This window comes from Streptomyces sp. URMC 124, from assembly GCF_051386455.1.
Lineage (GTDB): Bacteria > Actinomycetota > Actinomycetes > Streptomycetales > Streptomycetaceae > Streptomyces.
In genome coordinates this window covers 1-13,193 of record NZ_JBPQTS010000183.1, presented here as the reverse complement: position 1 = coordinate 13,193, position 13,193 = coordinate 1, and the positions used below count along the sequence as shown (strand labels likewise).

General features: G+C 71.7%; 14 protein-coding genes. 6 read left to right on the top strand and 8 right to left on the bottom strand.

Annotated elements, in window-relative coordinates:
- Positions 1–68: 68 nt before the first annotated feature.
- From ACSNOG_RS28515 to ACSNOG_RS28505, 3 genes are all read left to right on the top strand, one after another.
- Entirely contained in the window at positions 69–740 is a 672-nt protein-coding gene (locus ACSNOG_RS28515) for a response regulator (RefSeq protein WP_436755585.1), read from the top strand.
- A 136-nt stretch (positions 741–876) separates the two neighbouring features.
- On the top strand, positions 877–2,247 hold the full coding sequence (locus ACSNOG_RS28510) for an extracellular solute-binding protein (RefSeq protein ID WP_436755584.1): 1,371 nt from the start codon (positions 877–879) through the stop codon (positions 2,245–2,247).
- Complete coding sequence (locus ACSNOG_RS28505) at positions 2,244–3,143, top strand: carbohydrate ABC transporter permease (protein ID WP_436755583.1); 900 nt, start codon at positions 2,244–2,246, stop codon at positions 3,141–3,143. The genes ACSNOG_RS28510 and ACSNOG_RS28505 overlap by 4 nt, the downstream gene beginning before the upstream one ends.
- 69 nt (positions 3,144–3,212) lie before the next feature.
- Here ACSNOG_RS28505 and ACSNOG_RS28500 read toward each other — a convergent pair whose 3' ends face one another.
- Positions 3,213–3,986, bottom strand: coding sequence for a hypothetical protein (locus tag ACSNOG_RS28500; protein WP_436755582.1), 774 nt, complete (start codon positions 3,984–3,986; stop codon positions 3,213–3,215).
- A gap of 268 nt (positions 3,987–4,254) precedes the next feature.
- Here ACSNOG_RS28500 and ACSNOG_RS28495 point away from each other — a divergent pair, with 268 nt between their 5' ends.
- Positions 4,255–5,094: a carbohydrate ABC transporter permease gene (locus tag ACSNOG_RS28495; protein WP_436755581.1), complete on the top strand. Its 840-nt coding sequence runs from the start codon at positions 4,255–4,257 to the stop codon at positions 5,092–5,094.
- 74 nt (positions 5,095–5,168) lie between these two features.
- Here ACSNOG_RS28495 and ACSNOG_RS28490 read toward each other — a convergent pair whose 3' ends face one another.
- From ACSNOG_RS28490 to ACSNOG_RS28460, 7 genes are all read right to left on the bottom strand, one after another.
- On the bottom strand, positions 5,169–7,700 hold the full coding sequence (locus ACSNOG_RS28490) for an ABC transporter permease (RefSeq protein WP_436755580.1): 2,532 nt from the start codon (positions 7,698–7,700) through the stop codon (positions 5,169–5,171).
- A 141-nt stretch (positions 7,701–7,841) separates the two neighbouring features.
- The gene (locus ACSNOG_RS28485; protein WP_436755579.1) at positions 7,842–8,630 is read right to left on the bottom strand and encodes an ABC transporter ATP-binding protein; all 789 of its coding nucleotides are present in this window, start codon (positions 8,628–8,630) and stop codon (positions 7,842–7,844) included.
- Positions 8,631–8,863: 233 nt separating this feature from the next.
- Positions 8,864–9,862: an AraC family transcriptional regulator gene (locus ACSNOG_RS28480; RefSeq protein WP_436755578.1), complete on the bottom strand. Its 999-nt coding sequence runs from the start codon at positions 9,860–9,862 to the stop codon at positions 8,864–8,866.
- A gap of 221 nt (positions 9,863–10,083) precedes the next feature.
- A complete protein-coding gene (locus ACSNOG_RS28475) occupies positions 10,084–11,316 on the bottom strand; it encodes a methyltransferase domain-containing protein (protein WP_436755577.1) in 1,233 nt (410 codons plus the stop codon).
- Positions 11,317–11,457, bottom strand: coding sequence for a hypothetical protein (locus tag ACSNOG_RS28470; RefSeq protein ID WP_436755576.1), 141 nt, complete (start codon positions 11,455–11,457; stop codon positions 11,317–11,319).
- Between the two features lie 48 nt (positions 11,458–11,505).
- The gene (locus tag ACSNOG_RS28465) at positions 11,506–11,769 is read right to left on the bottom strand and encodes a DUF6255 family natural product biosynthesis protein (RefSeq protein WP_436755575.1); all 264 of its coding nucleotides are present in this window, start codon (positions 11,767–11,769) and stop codon (positions 11,506–11,508) included.
- Positions 11,766–11,939, bottom strand: coding sequence for a hypothetical protein (locus tag ACSNOG_RS28460; RefSeq protein ID WP_436755574.1), 174 nt, complete (start codon positions 11,937–11,939; stop codon positions 11,766–11,768). The genes ACSNOG_RS28465 and ACSNOG_RS28460 overlap by 4 nt, the downstream gene beginning before the upstream one ends.
- A gap of 132 nt (positions 11,940–12,071) precedes the next feature.
- Between ACSNOG_RS28460 and ACSNOG_RS28455 the strand changes: the two genes are divergently transcribed.
- Together ACSNOG_RS28455 and ACSNOG_RS28450 are read left to right on the top strand one after the other, a co-directional pair.
- Positions 12,072–12,899, top strand: coding sequence for a helix-turn-helix domain-containing protein (locus ACSNOG_RS28455; RefSeq protein WP_436755573.1), 828 nt, complete (start codon positions 12,072–12,074; stop codon positions 12,897–12,899).
- Positions 12,896–13,117: a DUF397 domain-containing protein gene (locus ACSNOG_RS28450; RefSeq protein ID WP_436755572.1), complete on the top strand. Its 222-nt coding sequence runs from the start codon at positions 12,896–12,898 to the stop codon at positions 13,115–13,117. The genes ACSNOG_RS28455 and ACSNOG_RS28450 overlap by 4 nt, the downstream gene beginning before the upstream one ends.
- Positions 13,118–13,193 lie beyond the last annotated feature (76 nt).

The following is a 13,193-nucleotide window of genomic DNA, read 5'->3' as shown; positions in this document are numbered from 1 at the left end:
TTGGCCTGGGCGGCCTTGCCGAGCAGCAGGGCGGCGAGGACCGGCTCCGCGACGCCGCCGCCCGGCCCATCCGCGTCCTCGTCGTCGAGGACGACCCCGTCGCCGCCGACGCCCACGCGCTCTACGTCGGCCGCGTGCCCGGCTTCACCGTGGCGGGGATCGCGCACTCGCTGGGCGACGCCTCGCACTTCCTCAAGCGGACGCCGGTGGACCTCCTCCTGCTCGACCTCTTCCTCCCCGACGGGCACGGCCTGCAGCTGCTGCGTTCGCTGCGCACCGCCGGGCACACCGCGGACGTCATCGCCGTCACGTCGGCGCGCGACCTGACGGTCGTCCGCGAAGGGGTCTCGCTGGGCGTCGTGCAGTACGTCCTGAAGCCGTTCACCTTCGCCACCCTCCGGGACCGGCTCGCGCGGTACGCCGAGTTCCGTTCGGTGGCGGGCGAGGCCAGTGGGCAGGAGGAGGTGGACCGGGCGTTCGCCGCGCTGCGCGCCCCGCAGCCCGCCGCGCTCCCCAAGGGCCTGAGCCCCTCGACCCTCCGCTCGATCACCGACGCCCTGCGGTCCGCGGGGGACGCCGGCCTGTCGTCGGGCACGGCGGCGACGGCCGTGGGCATCTCCCGCATCACCGCCCGCCGTTACCTCGAACACCTGGTGGCGGCGGGCCGGGCGGCCCGTACCCCCCGCTACGGCCAGATCGGCCGCCCCGAGCTGCGCTACCACTGGCAGAGCCGCCCCTGATCCGGCGGCCCCGGGCGGCCCCTCCCGGGCCGCAGGCGCGTGCACGGGCCGGGGAGCGGGAACGTACGACCTCAGGAAGGTGCAGCCCGCCGCGGCCCCGCCCCGGGCGCCGAGGCCTGCCCCCAGGAGGTCGCCCGTGCGCCCCACCGTTCCCGTGCTGCTCACCGCCGCGGTCCTCGCCGCGGCTTCCCTCACCGCGTGCGGCGGGGGGTCCGGCGGCGATCCGGACACCGTGAAGATCGCCTACCAGCGCACCACCGACAACAAGACCCGGACCATGGACGACTACCTGGCCGGGATCAAGAGACAGTTCGAGCGCGCGCACGACGGCAAGAAGCTCCAGCTGGTGCCCGTGCAGGCCGCCCAGGCCGACTACTACGCCAAGCTGCAGCAGATGATGCGGTCGCCGAAGACCGCGCCGGACATCGTCCGCGAGGACACCTTCCTCATCACCTCGGACATCAAGGCGGGCTATCTGCGCCCCCTGGACGACAAGCTGGCCGGCTGGAAGGACTGGGGCCGGTTCGCCCCGTCCGCGAAGGCGGCGGCGAAGGGCGAGGACGGGAAGACGTACGGCGTGCCGGACGGCACCGAGACCCGCGGCCTGTGGTTCAACAAGGAGGTCTTCGCGCGGGCCGGGCTGCCGGCCGACTGGCACCCGCGCACGTGGAACGAGGTGCTGGACGCGGCCCGCACCATCAAGAAGAAGGTCCCCGGCGTCACTCCGCTCAACGTGTACACGGGCAAGGCGCCGGGCGAGGCCGCCACCATGCAGGGCTTCGAGATGCTCCTGTACGGGACCGGCAAGGACCCGCTGTACGACCCCGCGGGCCGTAAGTGGGTCTCCGGCAGCCGCGGGTTCCGTGACGCGCTGGAGTTCGTGCGGACCGTCTTCGCCGACAAGCTCGGCCCGGAGCCGGCCGACGCGCTCGACCCGGGTATCGACAACCGCGTCGCCACCGACTGGCTGCCCTCCGGCAAGCTCGCGATCGACCTCGACGGCTCGTGGCTCGGCAAGTACTGGCAGCCCGGCGGCTCCAGGCCCTGGCCCGAGTGGGCCTCCGTGATGGGCCGGGCGCCCTTCCCCACGCAGAACGGGGCGGCGCCGGGGGCGGTCAGCCTCTCGGGCGGCTGGACGTGGTCGGTGAGCGCGAAGTCCGCCAAGGCGGACCTGGCCTGGCAGGTGATCGAGACCCTGCAGACGACGGAGAACGCGACCGCGTGGACGGTGCTCGACGGGCAGATCGCCGTACGGGACGACGTGGCGGCCTCCCGCAGGTACCTGACGTCGATGCCCGGCGTCGACTTCTTCACGGCCCTGGTGAAGTTCACCCACTACCGGCCCGCGCTGCCGGTCTACCCGCAGGTCTCCGGCGCCATCCGGGAGGCGATGGAGGCGGTCACGACGGGCGACGCCTCCGTGCAGCGGGCCGCCGGGCGCTACGACGAGGAGCTCAGGTCGATCGCCGGCGAGGCGGGAGTGACGGCGCGGGAACGGGCGCGGTGAGCGGGGCGGCCGGGACGCCCGCCCCACGGGGCCGGGTACGGGTGCGGCGGGCGCTGCGCTGGTGGCCGATCGCCCCCGCGAGTGTCCTCCTGCTGCTCTTCCTCGCCGGGCCGGTCGCCTACTGCGTGGTGATCGCCTTCACCGACACCCGGCTGACCGGTCAGGCCTCCGCGTCGTTCGTCGGCTTCGCCAACTTCCGCCGGGCCTTCGCCGACGACGGCTTCCGCAACGCGGTGGTGCTGACGCTCGTGTTCACGGTGCTGTCCTCGATCGTCGGACAGAACAGCCTGGGCCTCGCCCTGGCGGGCCTCATGCGGCGCGCTTCCCGCCCCGTACGGACGCTCACGGGCGCGGTCGTGATCGCCGCGTGGGTGCTGCCGGAGATCGTGGCCGGCTTCCTGCTCTACACGTTCTTCCACCGGCGGGGCACGCTCAACGCCGTCCTGGAGTGGCTGCACCTGCCCCCGCAGAACTGGCTGTTCACCCTGCCGGTCCTGGCCGTCTCCTTCGCCAACGTGTGGCGCGGCACGGCCTTCTCCATGCTGGTCTACTCCGCGGCGCTCGCGGAGGTCCCGCAGGAGATCAGGGAGGCGGCGGAGGTGGACGGGGCGAGCGGGGTGCGGCGCCTGTGGCACGTCACGCTGCCCATGATCCGCCGCTCGGTCGCCACCAACCTCATGCTCAACACCCTGCAGACGCTGTCCGTCTTCGGCCTGATCTGGGCGATGACGCGCGGCGGCCCGGGCAACCGGAGCCAGACGCTCCCGGTGTTCATGTACGACCAGGCGTTCCTGAAGTCGCTGATCGGCTACGGGACGGCGGTGGCGCTGCTCCTGCTGCTGGTGGGGGCGTTGTTCTCGGTGGTGTACCTACGGCTGATGCGGGAGGAGATCTGAAGGGACCCCGTAGGAGCCAAAAGGCTCGTGGGGCCCTTCGGCGCGTCCCCTCCCGCGTCGGTCCGGGCCTCAGCCGAGCTTCTTCACCTGGGCCTCGACGACGGCCTTCGGCTGCTCGCCCTGGCCGGCGAGGCTGAAGGCGTAGAAGGTGGCGACCGTGGCGCCCTTGCGGACCACGACGAGGTGGGTCGTGGCGGGCGTGCCCTCGGCGTCCATGCCGAGCGTGAAGGCGACCGCCTCGTCGCCCGCGGTGAAGTCGGCGGGCACGACCTTCGTGTACTTGGTCTTGTCCTCGCCGGCGACGAGGTTGAAGCCGCCGGCGCAGTCCGCGCCGGACTTCTTCAGCGTCGCGAGGACCTCGCCCGCGGCCTTGGCGTCGCCGTACGAGCCCAGGACGTCGGAGGTGATCGTGCCGCCGAGGGCGCCGAGGCCGGCCTTCATCTTGTCCTCGGGGGCGGCGCCCGGAGCGGCGGACGGCACCGGCGGAAGGACCTTGCGGACGACGGTCGCGGCGGGCGAACCGCCGGAGCGCAGGCTCATCGAGTCCACCAGCGGCTTGCACTCGGCCTTGTCGGTGGACACGCTCTTGGCCGTGGCCAGGTCGGCCGGGGTGGCCTCGGTGACCTTGCGGCCCGGGACGTCGGCGTCGACCAGGACGAGCTTCTCCAGCTCGGCCTGCGAGGCGCCCTTACCGGAAGAGGCGGCGGGGGCGCCGGCGGACGCCTTGCCCTTGGGCTCGTCCTTCTTCCCGTCGGACTTGTCCGAACCGCAAGCGCTCACGAGCAGGGCCAGCGACATCGCGGAGGCGGCGAGAGCGGTACGGCGGACGGTGGTGCGGCGCATGAATGGTTTTCCTCTGACTGGATCGGCAGCGACCACACATATAGTCATGCGCAAGTAAAAAGTTCAATATCTTTCCCGCTACGGGGCACCTCGTCCGCATTACGATCAGATCTCGAACTCTTGATCGACTTCGGTCACCGGCTTCGGGCGGGGTCACCCCGCCCGGCGGTGGCGGCCGGGAAAAGCGCACCTTCCAGGGGTCGGCGCCGCCACCGGGGGAAATCAGCACCTGAGAGGCCCGCACTCCCCCGCCCCGCCCGGAGGTGCCATGCGCCCGCTCCTCACCCGCCGCCGCACCCGTCAGCGCCTCGCCGCCGACGCGGCGCTGCTCGCCGTCGTCGCCGGGTTCTGCGTGCCCCTGGTCTGGCTGCTGCTCGCCTCGGTCGACGGCGAGGCGGGGCTGACGGTCCGGGCCCCGGACCGTCCGACCGCGGAGAACTTCTCCGCCGTCCTCACGGACGAGGTCACCTTCACGCCCGTCCTCAACAGCCTCCTGCTGTGCGGAGGCGCGACCGCCCTGACGGTCGTGTGCGCGGCGCTCGCGGCGTACCCCCTCTCGCGCTACCGCTCCCGGCTGACTCGCCCGTACCTGCTGGGCGTGCTCTTCACGACCTGCCTGCCGATCACGGCGATCATGGTCCCGGTCTACGGCCTCTTCGTGCGCGTCGACCTGATCGACACGCTCGCCGGCACGGCCCTCTTCATGGCCACCGCCCAACTGCCCTTCGCCGTCTGGCTGATGAAGAACTTCATGGACGGCGTGCCGACCGCCCTGGAGGAGGCGGCGTGGACGGACGGGGCGAGCCGGCTGCAGGCACTGGTGCGGGTGATCCTGCCGCTGATGGGCCCGGGGGTGGGCGTCGTGACGATCTACAGCTTCATCATGATGTGGGGCAATTTCTTCGTACCGTTCATGCTGCTGCTCACGCCCGATCAACTCCCCGCTTCCGTCAGCATCTTCACCTTCTTCGGCAACTTCGGGCAGGTCGCGTACGGGCAGCTGGCCGCGTTCTCGATCCTGTACTCGACGCCGGTGATCCTGCTGTACGCCCTGGTCTCGCGCCGCCTGGGCGGCGGCTTCGCCCTCGGCGGCGCGGTGAAGGGCTGAGCACCGGACGCCGGCGCCCGGTTCGGCCGACGGGGGCCCGCAAGACAGCCGCTGCCGGCCCCGGGTGTCGCGGGCTACTGCGCCCCGATGGACTCCAGCACGTTGAGCTTCGCCGCCCTGCGGGCCGGCCAGACCGCGGCCAGGACGCCCACGGCGAGTGCGAGGAGCAGGAACACCGCGATCCGCGCCCACGGCACGACCATCTCGTACTGCGGGAAGGACGAGCGGACCAGGTGGCCGGCGGACCAGGCGAGGAAGATGCCGACCCCGACGCCCAGCACCGCGCCGAACATCGCGATCATCACGGACTCCAGCCGGACCATCTGCTTGACCTCGCGCCGGGCCAGGCCGATCGCGCGGAGCATCCCGATCTCCCGGGTCCGCTCGAAGACCGACATGGCCAGGGTGTTGACGACGCCGACGACGGCGATGACGATCGCCATGCCCAGCAGCCCGTACATCAGGTAGAGGACGTCGTCGATGTTCCCCGCCTCGGCGCGGCGCAGGTCCTCCGGCGACTGCACCTTGATGAGCGGGTTGCCGCCCAGCGTCTCCTTGATCTTCGCCTTGAGCTCGCCCGCCTTGCCGGGAGCCGCCTTGACGAGCACCTCTTCGTCGCGCACCTTCTCCAGATGCGGGTCCACGAGGGAGAAGGGGGCCAGGACGGCGGAGTAGACGTCGTTCTTCGCGTAGACCGCGGCGACCTTCGGGGCGGCCTTCTTGTCGTCGTAGAAGGTCATCGGCAGGGTCGAACCGACCTTCAGGCCCCGCTCCTTGGCGTACTCGTCGGACACGGCGACCGTGCCGGCGCGGACGTCGGACGGCGAGCCGCTGACGAAGCGCACGTCGGACACCTTGCCGATCGCCGCCGGGTCCGTGGCCCGGACCAGGGCCGGGTCACCGTCCGACTGGAAGCCGACCGAGCGCACGGGGACCGCGGCGGCCACCCCGGGCTCCTTGGCGAGGGTCTTGGCGATGTCCGTGGACAGGCCGCCGAAGTGGGCCGAGGTGACCTTGTAGTCGGCCGTCAGGTCCTGCTGCCCCATCTTCGCCACGCCCTGATCGGACGAGACCGCGACCACGGTCAGGCCGGTGATCAGGGAGAGGCCGATCATCAGCGCCGAGGCGGTGGCGGCGGTGCGGCGCGGGTTGCGCAGCGCGTTCTCCTTGGCGAGCTTGCCGCTGATGCCGGTGAACCGGCCGGTGGCCCGGCCGAAGAGGTGCACGATCGGGCGGGAGAGGAGCGGGGCCAGCACGATGACGCCCGCCATGGTCAGGGCCGCGCCCGCCATCGCGGTCTGCAGGCCGTCGCTGCTCTTGAGCGTGGTGACGTACAGCATGATCGCGACGCCCAGGCCGGTGAGCACGGCGCCGATGCCGTTGCGCACGACGAGGCTCTTGACGGCCGGCGGCTGCTCCACGGTGGACAGCGCCTCCACGGGGGCGATCTTCGCGGCCTTGCGGGAGGGCAGCCAGGCGGCGAGCACCGTCACCACGACGCCGACGCCGAGGGCCAGCAGTACGGAGGCCGGCTCGATGACCAGCGGGCCGTCCGGCAGGCTCCCGCCGGCCGAGTTCAGCACCGAGCGCAGGCCGGTGGCGATGCCCAGGCCGAGGACGAAGCCCGCGGCGGAGGCGACCAGGCCCAGCAGCCCCGCCTCGATCAGCACCGAGCGCACCACCTGGCGGCGCGAGGCGCCCACCGCGCGGAGCAGCGCGATCTCCCGGCTGCGCTGGGCGATGAGCATGGTGAAGGTGTTGGCGATGATGAAGACGCCGACGAAGAGGGCGATGCCCGCGAACACCAGGAAGGTGTTGCGGATCGAGCTGGTCTGCTCGTCGATCTCCTTCGACTGCTCGGCGGCCAGCTGCTTCCCGCTGCGGGCGGTGAAGGCCTCCGGCAGCACCTTGCGGACCTCGGCGGTCAGCTTCTGCTGGTCGGTGCCGGGCTTCGCGGCGACGACGAGCTCGCTGAACTCGCCGGGCTTGCCGAAGAGCTTCTGCGCGGTCGCGGTGTCGAACAGCGCGAGACTGCCGCCGGCGCTCACCCGCGGGTCGTCGGTCTCGGCGATGCCGACGAGCTTCTTGGTCATCACCGGGCCGTCGACGGCCAGCCGGACCGTGCCGCCGATCTCGGCGCCCGTCTTCGCGGCGGTCTTCGCGTCGAGGACGATCTCGCCCTCGGCGGCGGGGCCGCGGCCCTTGACGATCGGGTAGCGGCTGTCCTTGCCGCCCTTGCCGGGCACGTAGTTGGCGCCGGAGCTGCCCCACTCGCTGCCGGCGGGGTTGTTCTGCCGGTCGGCGATCATGGCGACGCCGCTGACGGACGGGCGCACGGACGCCACGCCCGGCAGGGCGCGGACGGTCGCGACGGCGCGGTCGTCGAGGGTCTGTTCGCCCTTCATGGCGGTGTCGGAGTGCCCGGTGGTGACGGACACCGCGACGTCGTCCAGGCTCTTGGACATCTTGTTGCGGTAGGCGGCACCGACGGAGTCGCTGAAGATGAGGGTGCCGGAGACGAACGCCGTGCCGAGGAGGACCGCGAGGGCGGTCATCATCAGCCTGGCTTTGTGCGCGAGGAGGTTGCGCAGGGCGGTACGGAACATGGCCTGTCCTGGGGAAAAAGCCCTCGCCCGCGGCCGGGGTGCCGGCGGAGGCCGGAGCGGTCGGCGCGGGGAGCGGCGCAGAAGCGTGCAGTACGGGGGCCCGTGCGGGCCGTCAGGGGCGGGAGGCGGCGGTGGCGTCCCTCAGCTCGTACGGCCCTTGGCGTCGAAGCGCTTCATGCGGTCGAGGACCGCGTCCGCCGTGGGCTCGCGCATCTCGTCCACGATCCGGCCGTCGGCCAGGAAGACCACGCGATCGGCGTAGGAGGCGGCCACGGGATCGTGGGTGACCATGACGATGGTCTGCTGCAGCGCCTGCACCGATTCGCGCAGGAAACCCAGCAGTTCGGCACCCGAGCGGGAGTCGAGGTTGCCGGTGGGCTCGTCCGCGAAGATGATCTCCGGCTTGGCGGTGAGGGCGCGGGCCACGGCCACGCGCTGCTGCTGACCGCCCGAGAGCTGGCTGGGCCGGTGCGAGAGCCGTCCGGACAGGCCGACGGTGCCGACCACCATGTCCAGCCACGCCCGGTCGGGCTTGCGGCCCGCGATGTCCATGGGGAGCGTGATGTTCTCCAGGGCGGTCAGCGTCGGCAGCAGGTTGAAGGCCTGGAAGATGAAGCCGATCCGGTCCCGGCGCAGCCGCGTCAGCTGCCGGTCGCCGAGCGAGCCGAGCTCCACGTCGCCGATCTGCGTCGAGCCGGACGAGATCGTGTCGAGGCCCGCCATGCAGTGCATCAGGGTGGACTTGCCGGAGCCCGAGGGGCCCATGATCGCGGTGAACTCGGCCCGGCGGAACTCCACGGAGACGGAGTCCAGCGCCGTCACGCGGGTGTCGCCCTGCCCGTAGACCTTGCTCAGACCGGTGGCTCGGGCGGCGACGGTGTTGCCGGACGCGCCGACGGGGGTCGTGGGAAAGGCGGCCGCGTGGGACACGGGTCTCCTCCGGGAGGTAGGGGAAGGGGTCCGGCCGGCGGTCCGCGCCGGGACGTTCCCGGGGACACCATGGCCGGAATCAACTCCTCCAATTCTCGGGGCGCGGCCCGCGCCGGGCGTCAGCCGTACGGCCGGAAAGCCGTACGACCTGAAGGCCGACGGGAGGGTGCCCGGCGTAGTCCTTGAGACGGACACCGTCATCCCCTGGGCCCACGCAGGCCCTGCGGGGCGGCTTACGAGCGCAGCGTGCGGGACGGCGGGTGCCCGTAGCGCCGCTGGTAGTACCCGGCGAACCGCCCCAGGTTGTTGAAACCCCAACGGTAGGCCACCTCGGCGACGGTGACGTCGCCGTCGCCCCGCGCCGCCACCAGCTCCTTGTGGGCCCGGCCCAGCCGGACCTCGCGCAGGTACTCCAGCGGCGTGGAGTCGACGTGCCGGCGGAACGCCTCCTGCAGGGCGCGCGGGCTCACCCGCGCCGCCGTCGCGAGGTCGGCCAGCGTCAGCGGCTGGTCGGCGCGCTCCTCGGCCAGCGCCATCGCCCGCCGCACCGCGGGGTGCGCGACCTCGCCCGGGCGCTGCGCGTCCACACCCTGCGTGATCAGCTCGTGCGTCTGCATGAGGATCGCGGCCGTCGACTGCGTCAGGTGCCCGGCCACCAGCGGGCTGCTGCGGGCCACGCCCTCGCCGAGCACCTCCCGGTGCACGGCCGCCGAGATCCCCGCCCAGCTCCTGGCCGCCGCGGCCGAGGTGGTCCCGTTGAGCGAGAAGCGGGCCCGTACGGACCCGTCGAGGCCGAGCGCGTCGGCCGCCGCCCGCTCCACCATCTCCCGGTCCAGCCGGAGGGTGGTCATCCGCGCGCCCGGCGCCCAGTGCACCTGGAAGGAGCGGTACGGATCGAGCACGTACGTCTGCCCCGGCCCGACGACCCGCTCCTCCCGCCCCGGCGACGACACCCGCACCCGGCCCCGCACCAGCTGGCAGACCAGCAGGTACGAGTCGAGGGGCTGGGGCGCCACGAGCGTCTCCGCGCCGTACTGCAGACCGGACACCGTGACCCCCGGGAAACCGCCCTCCGCGTACCAGGCGGAGAACTCCTTGGAGTCACCGAGCACGCTGAGTTGATAAGGACTGTAGGCAGAGCTGATGATCTCCCTGGTCTCGTCGAGATCGTTGCTGAGGACGAGCGTGCGCATGTTGCCGGGGGCCTCGGGCCCCACGCCTGGTTCAGTCATCAGGGGCTTCCCTCGGGTGTCCGCGTATCCGGGACAGGTGCCGCGTTTGGCGAGTAGCCGATGGATGGCCCCGTTAGTACCGTTCCCCTTGTCCGCAGTCAAGGCGCGGGCCCGTCCCCACAGCTGTTTCGGGACAGGGCCCCGTCGGGGGGAAGCGGGGCACGGCCCTGGGTTCACGGGGGACATCCAGGGCCGGTCCCGCAAGCGGGGGCGCCCCGCCGTCAGCGGACAGACGGCGGGGTCTTCGCTTGTGCGCGCGCGGCACCTTGTGCGCGCACGGCGCACAAGGGAACGGGACGCTCCGGCGAATCCAGCCATACGTGCTCGCCCGCGTCGTCCACGGTGAGACCGAAACGGGTGAACCCGGGCCTGCCGTGCCCCTCCCACCACCGGTAGGCGGCCTCGACCTCGTCCCAGAGCTTCCGCGGGCCCGACTGGCGGACCTCGAACTCCTCCCGCCCCTCCTCGTAGTCGGCCGTCGCCCACGACGTGACCGCCGTGTCCCGGAGCCACAGGGTGTACGACCCGTCGCCGTACATCTCCATCCATGGGAAGACGTCCGGCACCTGGACGCCGACGGCGAACATGGTCACCCACTCCCCGAGGTCGTCGGGGGAGAGCGCGGTCGTGCTCCGCGCGGCGCCCGCCGGCCACGGGACGCCCTTCAGGTACTCACGGACGTGGGTCCTGGCGGTGCGCTGCGCACGGAGGCGCATGAACGCGGACGAGCCGGCGAACCGGCCGGAGGCACTGCCGTCCCGGGCGACCCTGAGCCGGGCCACGGCCTCCCCGCCGTAGACAGGCCCCCACGGGGCGACGATGAGGCCGCCCGGTTTCGTCTGCGCACGCCACGCGCGGGGCACGCGGCCCACCGAGCAGGTCGCGATGGTGCGGTCGTACGGGCCCGCAGCGGCGTAGCCCTCCGCCCCGTCACCCACGATGCTCGACGGCTCGTACCCGGCCGCACGCAGGCGCTGCCGCGCGTCCTCGGCGGTCGCCGGATCCACTTCCACCGTGACGACGTTCCCGCCGCCCAGCCGGTGGGCCAGCAGTGCCGCGTTCCAGCCCGTGCCGGTGCCGATCTCCAGGACCTTGTGGCCGTCTTCGACGTCGAGCGCGTCCAGCATCGAAAAGACCATGGTGGGCATGGAGCTTGAACTGGACGGGGCCCTCCCCTTGCCTGGGCCGTCGTACGCGCCGTCGTCCCACTGCGTGGTGATGGGCACGTCGCGGTGAACGGCCTCCCACCACGCTTCCGGCTCTTCCCTGCGGACGATCCGGTCGCTCTGCCGGTTCATGCCGGCCCGGCCGGGCCAGATCGTGTCGGGCACGAACAGGTGACGGGGCACCGCGGCCAGCGAGGGCAGCCAGTCACTGGTCAGCACGCCCTTTTCCACGAGCGCGGAGGCGAGCCCCTCGGGGCCCGCCTCTTCCTTGCCGTAGACGGCGCTCATTCAGCTGCCGTCCGCCGGGTTGCGCCCGTCGTTCGTGTTGCCGCCCTCGTCCGAGCCGCCTCCCCCGTGCTTGTTGCCCGAGTCGCTGTCATCCTGCGGATTGCCGCCGCCGTCCGTCATCGTCAGCCACCACGTCGTCATTGCAGTCCCTTCGGTTGTTGTGCGTGTGATCTCGCGCCGCCCTTCCCCTTACGGGCCGGGCGACGTCCGCGCCCCGGGCACACCGAGACGGGGCACGCCCCACGCCGGGCGGGGCGCGCTGTCGGGCACCGGCATCCGCAGCGTCGCGTAGACGGTGTGCCGCTCCGTGCCGCAGAGCGGGCAGCGGTCGCACCCGAGCGTGCGGGTCCATCCGGCGGGGTGGACGCAGCGACGCGGCATGAGACGCCCGGCCGCCGTACGGGTCGCCGCGGCCACGTCACGCGCGGCCCTCTCCGGCGAGAGCGCGATCACGCGTGCACCAGCCGCTGATGCCGCACGAACTCGGCGTTGAGCGCCTCGGCCTCCGCGGTGCGGCCCAGGCACGCGGCCCCGTGAAAACGCACCCGCAACTCAGCACACCGGAGACACCACCGCACCATGTCCTCGGCGACGCCGTGTTCTACCTGCTGCTGTCCGCTCATGCGACTTGCCTCCGTCACATTCATCCCTTGGTGGGGGTGCTCGTTGTCTGCGGATCCAGCGTCGCGGGCCGTACGTACGCTCGGCTAGAGATTCAGTTCCCAACCAGGTGCTTGAGAAAAGGAGTTACCGGTATGGCCCGACCCGCGCGGAAGCTGACACCGGACAGGTCCGCCCGGCACCTCTTCGGTGCCGACCTCAGACATCAACGGGAGGGGGCAGGCATGACGCTGGAGAAGCTCGCCGAGCTCGTCCGGTACAGCCGCAGCCACCTGGCCCGCATCGAGACGGCCGAACACGTCCCGCCGCCGGACCTACCCGCGAGGCTGGACGAGGTCTTCGGTACGGGTGAGCACTTCGTGCGGCTTTACGGGATCGCTCGGCATGAGGCTCATCCGGAGAAGTACCGCAGACGCATGGAGCTTGAGGCACGGGCACGGGTAATCGACGAGTTCGCCGGCCACCTCGTACCGGGCCTCGTCCAGACGGAGGGCTACGCGCGGGCTCTGTTCCGCGTCGGTAGCCCGAAGGCATCGCCGGACGAGATTGATGAGAAGGTGACGGCTCGGCTGAGCCGACAGAGGCTGTTGCAGGCGGAGACGCCGCCGGATCTCTCCATGATTCTGGACGAGGCGGCACTCCGGCGCCCTGTCGGTGGCCCAGCCGTCATGCGAGATCAACTGGCCATCCTGGTCGAGCTCGTGGACACCGCGACGACGACTGTTCAGGTTCTGCCGTTCGAACACGGGGAACATGCCCTGATTGACGGCTCGCTGACGCTGCTGACGTTGGACGACGACACGGCCGCCGCCTACGTGGAGAGCATCGGCACCGGCTCGCTGATCGAAGATCCAGAAGCTGTCAGGGCGCACCGCCGGTCCTACGATCTGCTGAGGTCCTACGCCTTGTCGCCGAGCAAGTCGGCGGCCTTTATCCGAGCCGCAATGGAGGCATTCTCATGAGCGCTCCTATTGACCTCTCCCGAGCGGAGTGGAAGACGTCCAGCCACAGCAGCGTCGACGGGGGCAATTGCGTCGAATGGGCCCCTGCCCTGGCCACCGCCCACGGCATAGTGCCCGTTCGCGACTCGAAGATACCCGGCGGCCCGGCGCTGACGTTCGGGCCGGCGGCGTGGTCGTCGTTCATCACCGCAGCTAGCTACGGCTACTTCCAGCCCTGAGCGGAGCGCGGGGGCGGGGGGTCGGGGTTGGGATCCGTGGGTTGGGTGCGGGTCAGAACAGGCTGGCAGCGGGGGG

Excerpts from the sequence above, each read along its gene's own strand:
- ACSNOG_RS28500 (WP_436755582.1), bottom strand. The coding sequence starts at position 3,986 with ATGCGCCGCACCACCGTCCGCCGTACCGCTCTCGCCGCCTCCGCGATG.
- ACSNOG_RS28495 (WP_436755581.1), top strand. The coding sequence starts at position 4,255 with ATGCGCCCGCTCCTCACCCGCCGCCGCACCCGTCAGCGCCTCGCCGCC.
- ACSNOG_RS28490 (WP_436755580.1), bottom strand. The coding sequence starts at position 7,700 with ATGTTCCGTACCGCCCTGCGCAACCTCCTCGCGCACAAAGCCAGGCTG.
- ACSNOG_RS28480 (WP_436755578.1), bottom strand. The coding sequence starts at position 9,862 with ATGACTGAACCAGGCGTGGGGCCCGAGGCCCCCGGCAACATGCGCACG.
- ACSNOG_RS28475 (WP_436755577.1), bottom strand. The coding sequence starts at position 11,316 with ATGAGCGCCGTCTACGGCAAGGAAGAGGCGGGCCCCGAGGGGCTCGCC.
- ACSNOG_RS28470 (WP_436755576.1), bottom strand. The coding sequence starts at position 11,457 with ATGACGACGTGGTGGCTGACGATGACGGACGGCGGCGGCAATCCGCAG.
- ACSNOG_RS28460 (WP_436755574.1), bottom strand. The coding sequence starts at position 11,939 with ATGAGCGGACAGCAGCAGGTAGAACACGGCGTCGCCGAGGACATGGTG.
- ACSNOG_RS28455 (WP_436755573.1), top strand. The coding sequence starts at position 12,072 with ATGGCCCGACCCGCGCGGAAGCTGACACCGGACAGGTCCGCCCGGCAC.
- ACSNOG_RS28450 (WP_436755572.1), top strand. The coding sequence starts at position 12,896 with ATGAGCGCTCCTATTGACCTCTCCCGAGCGGAGTGGAAGACGTCCAGC.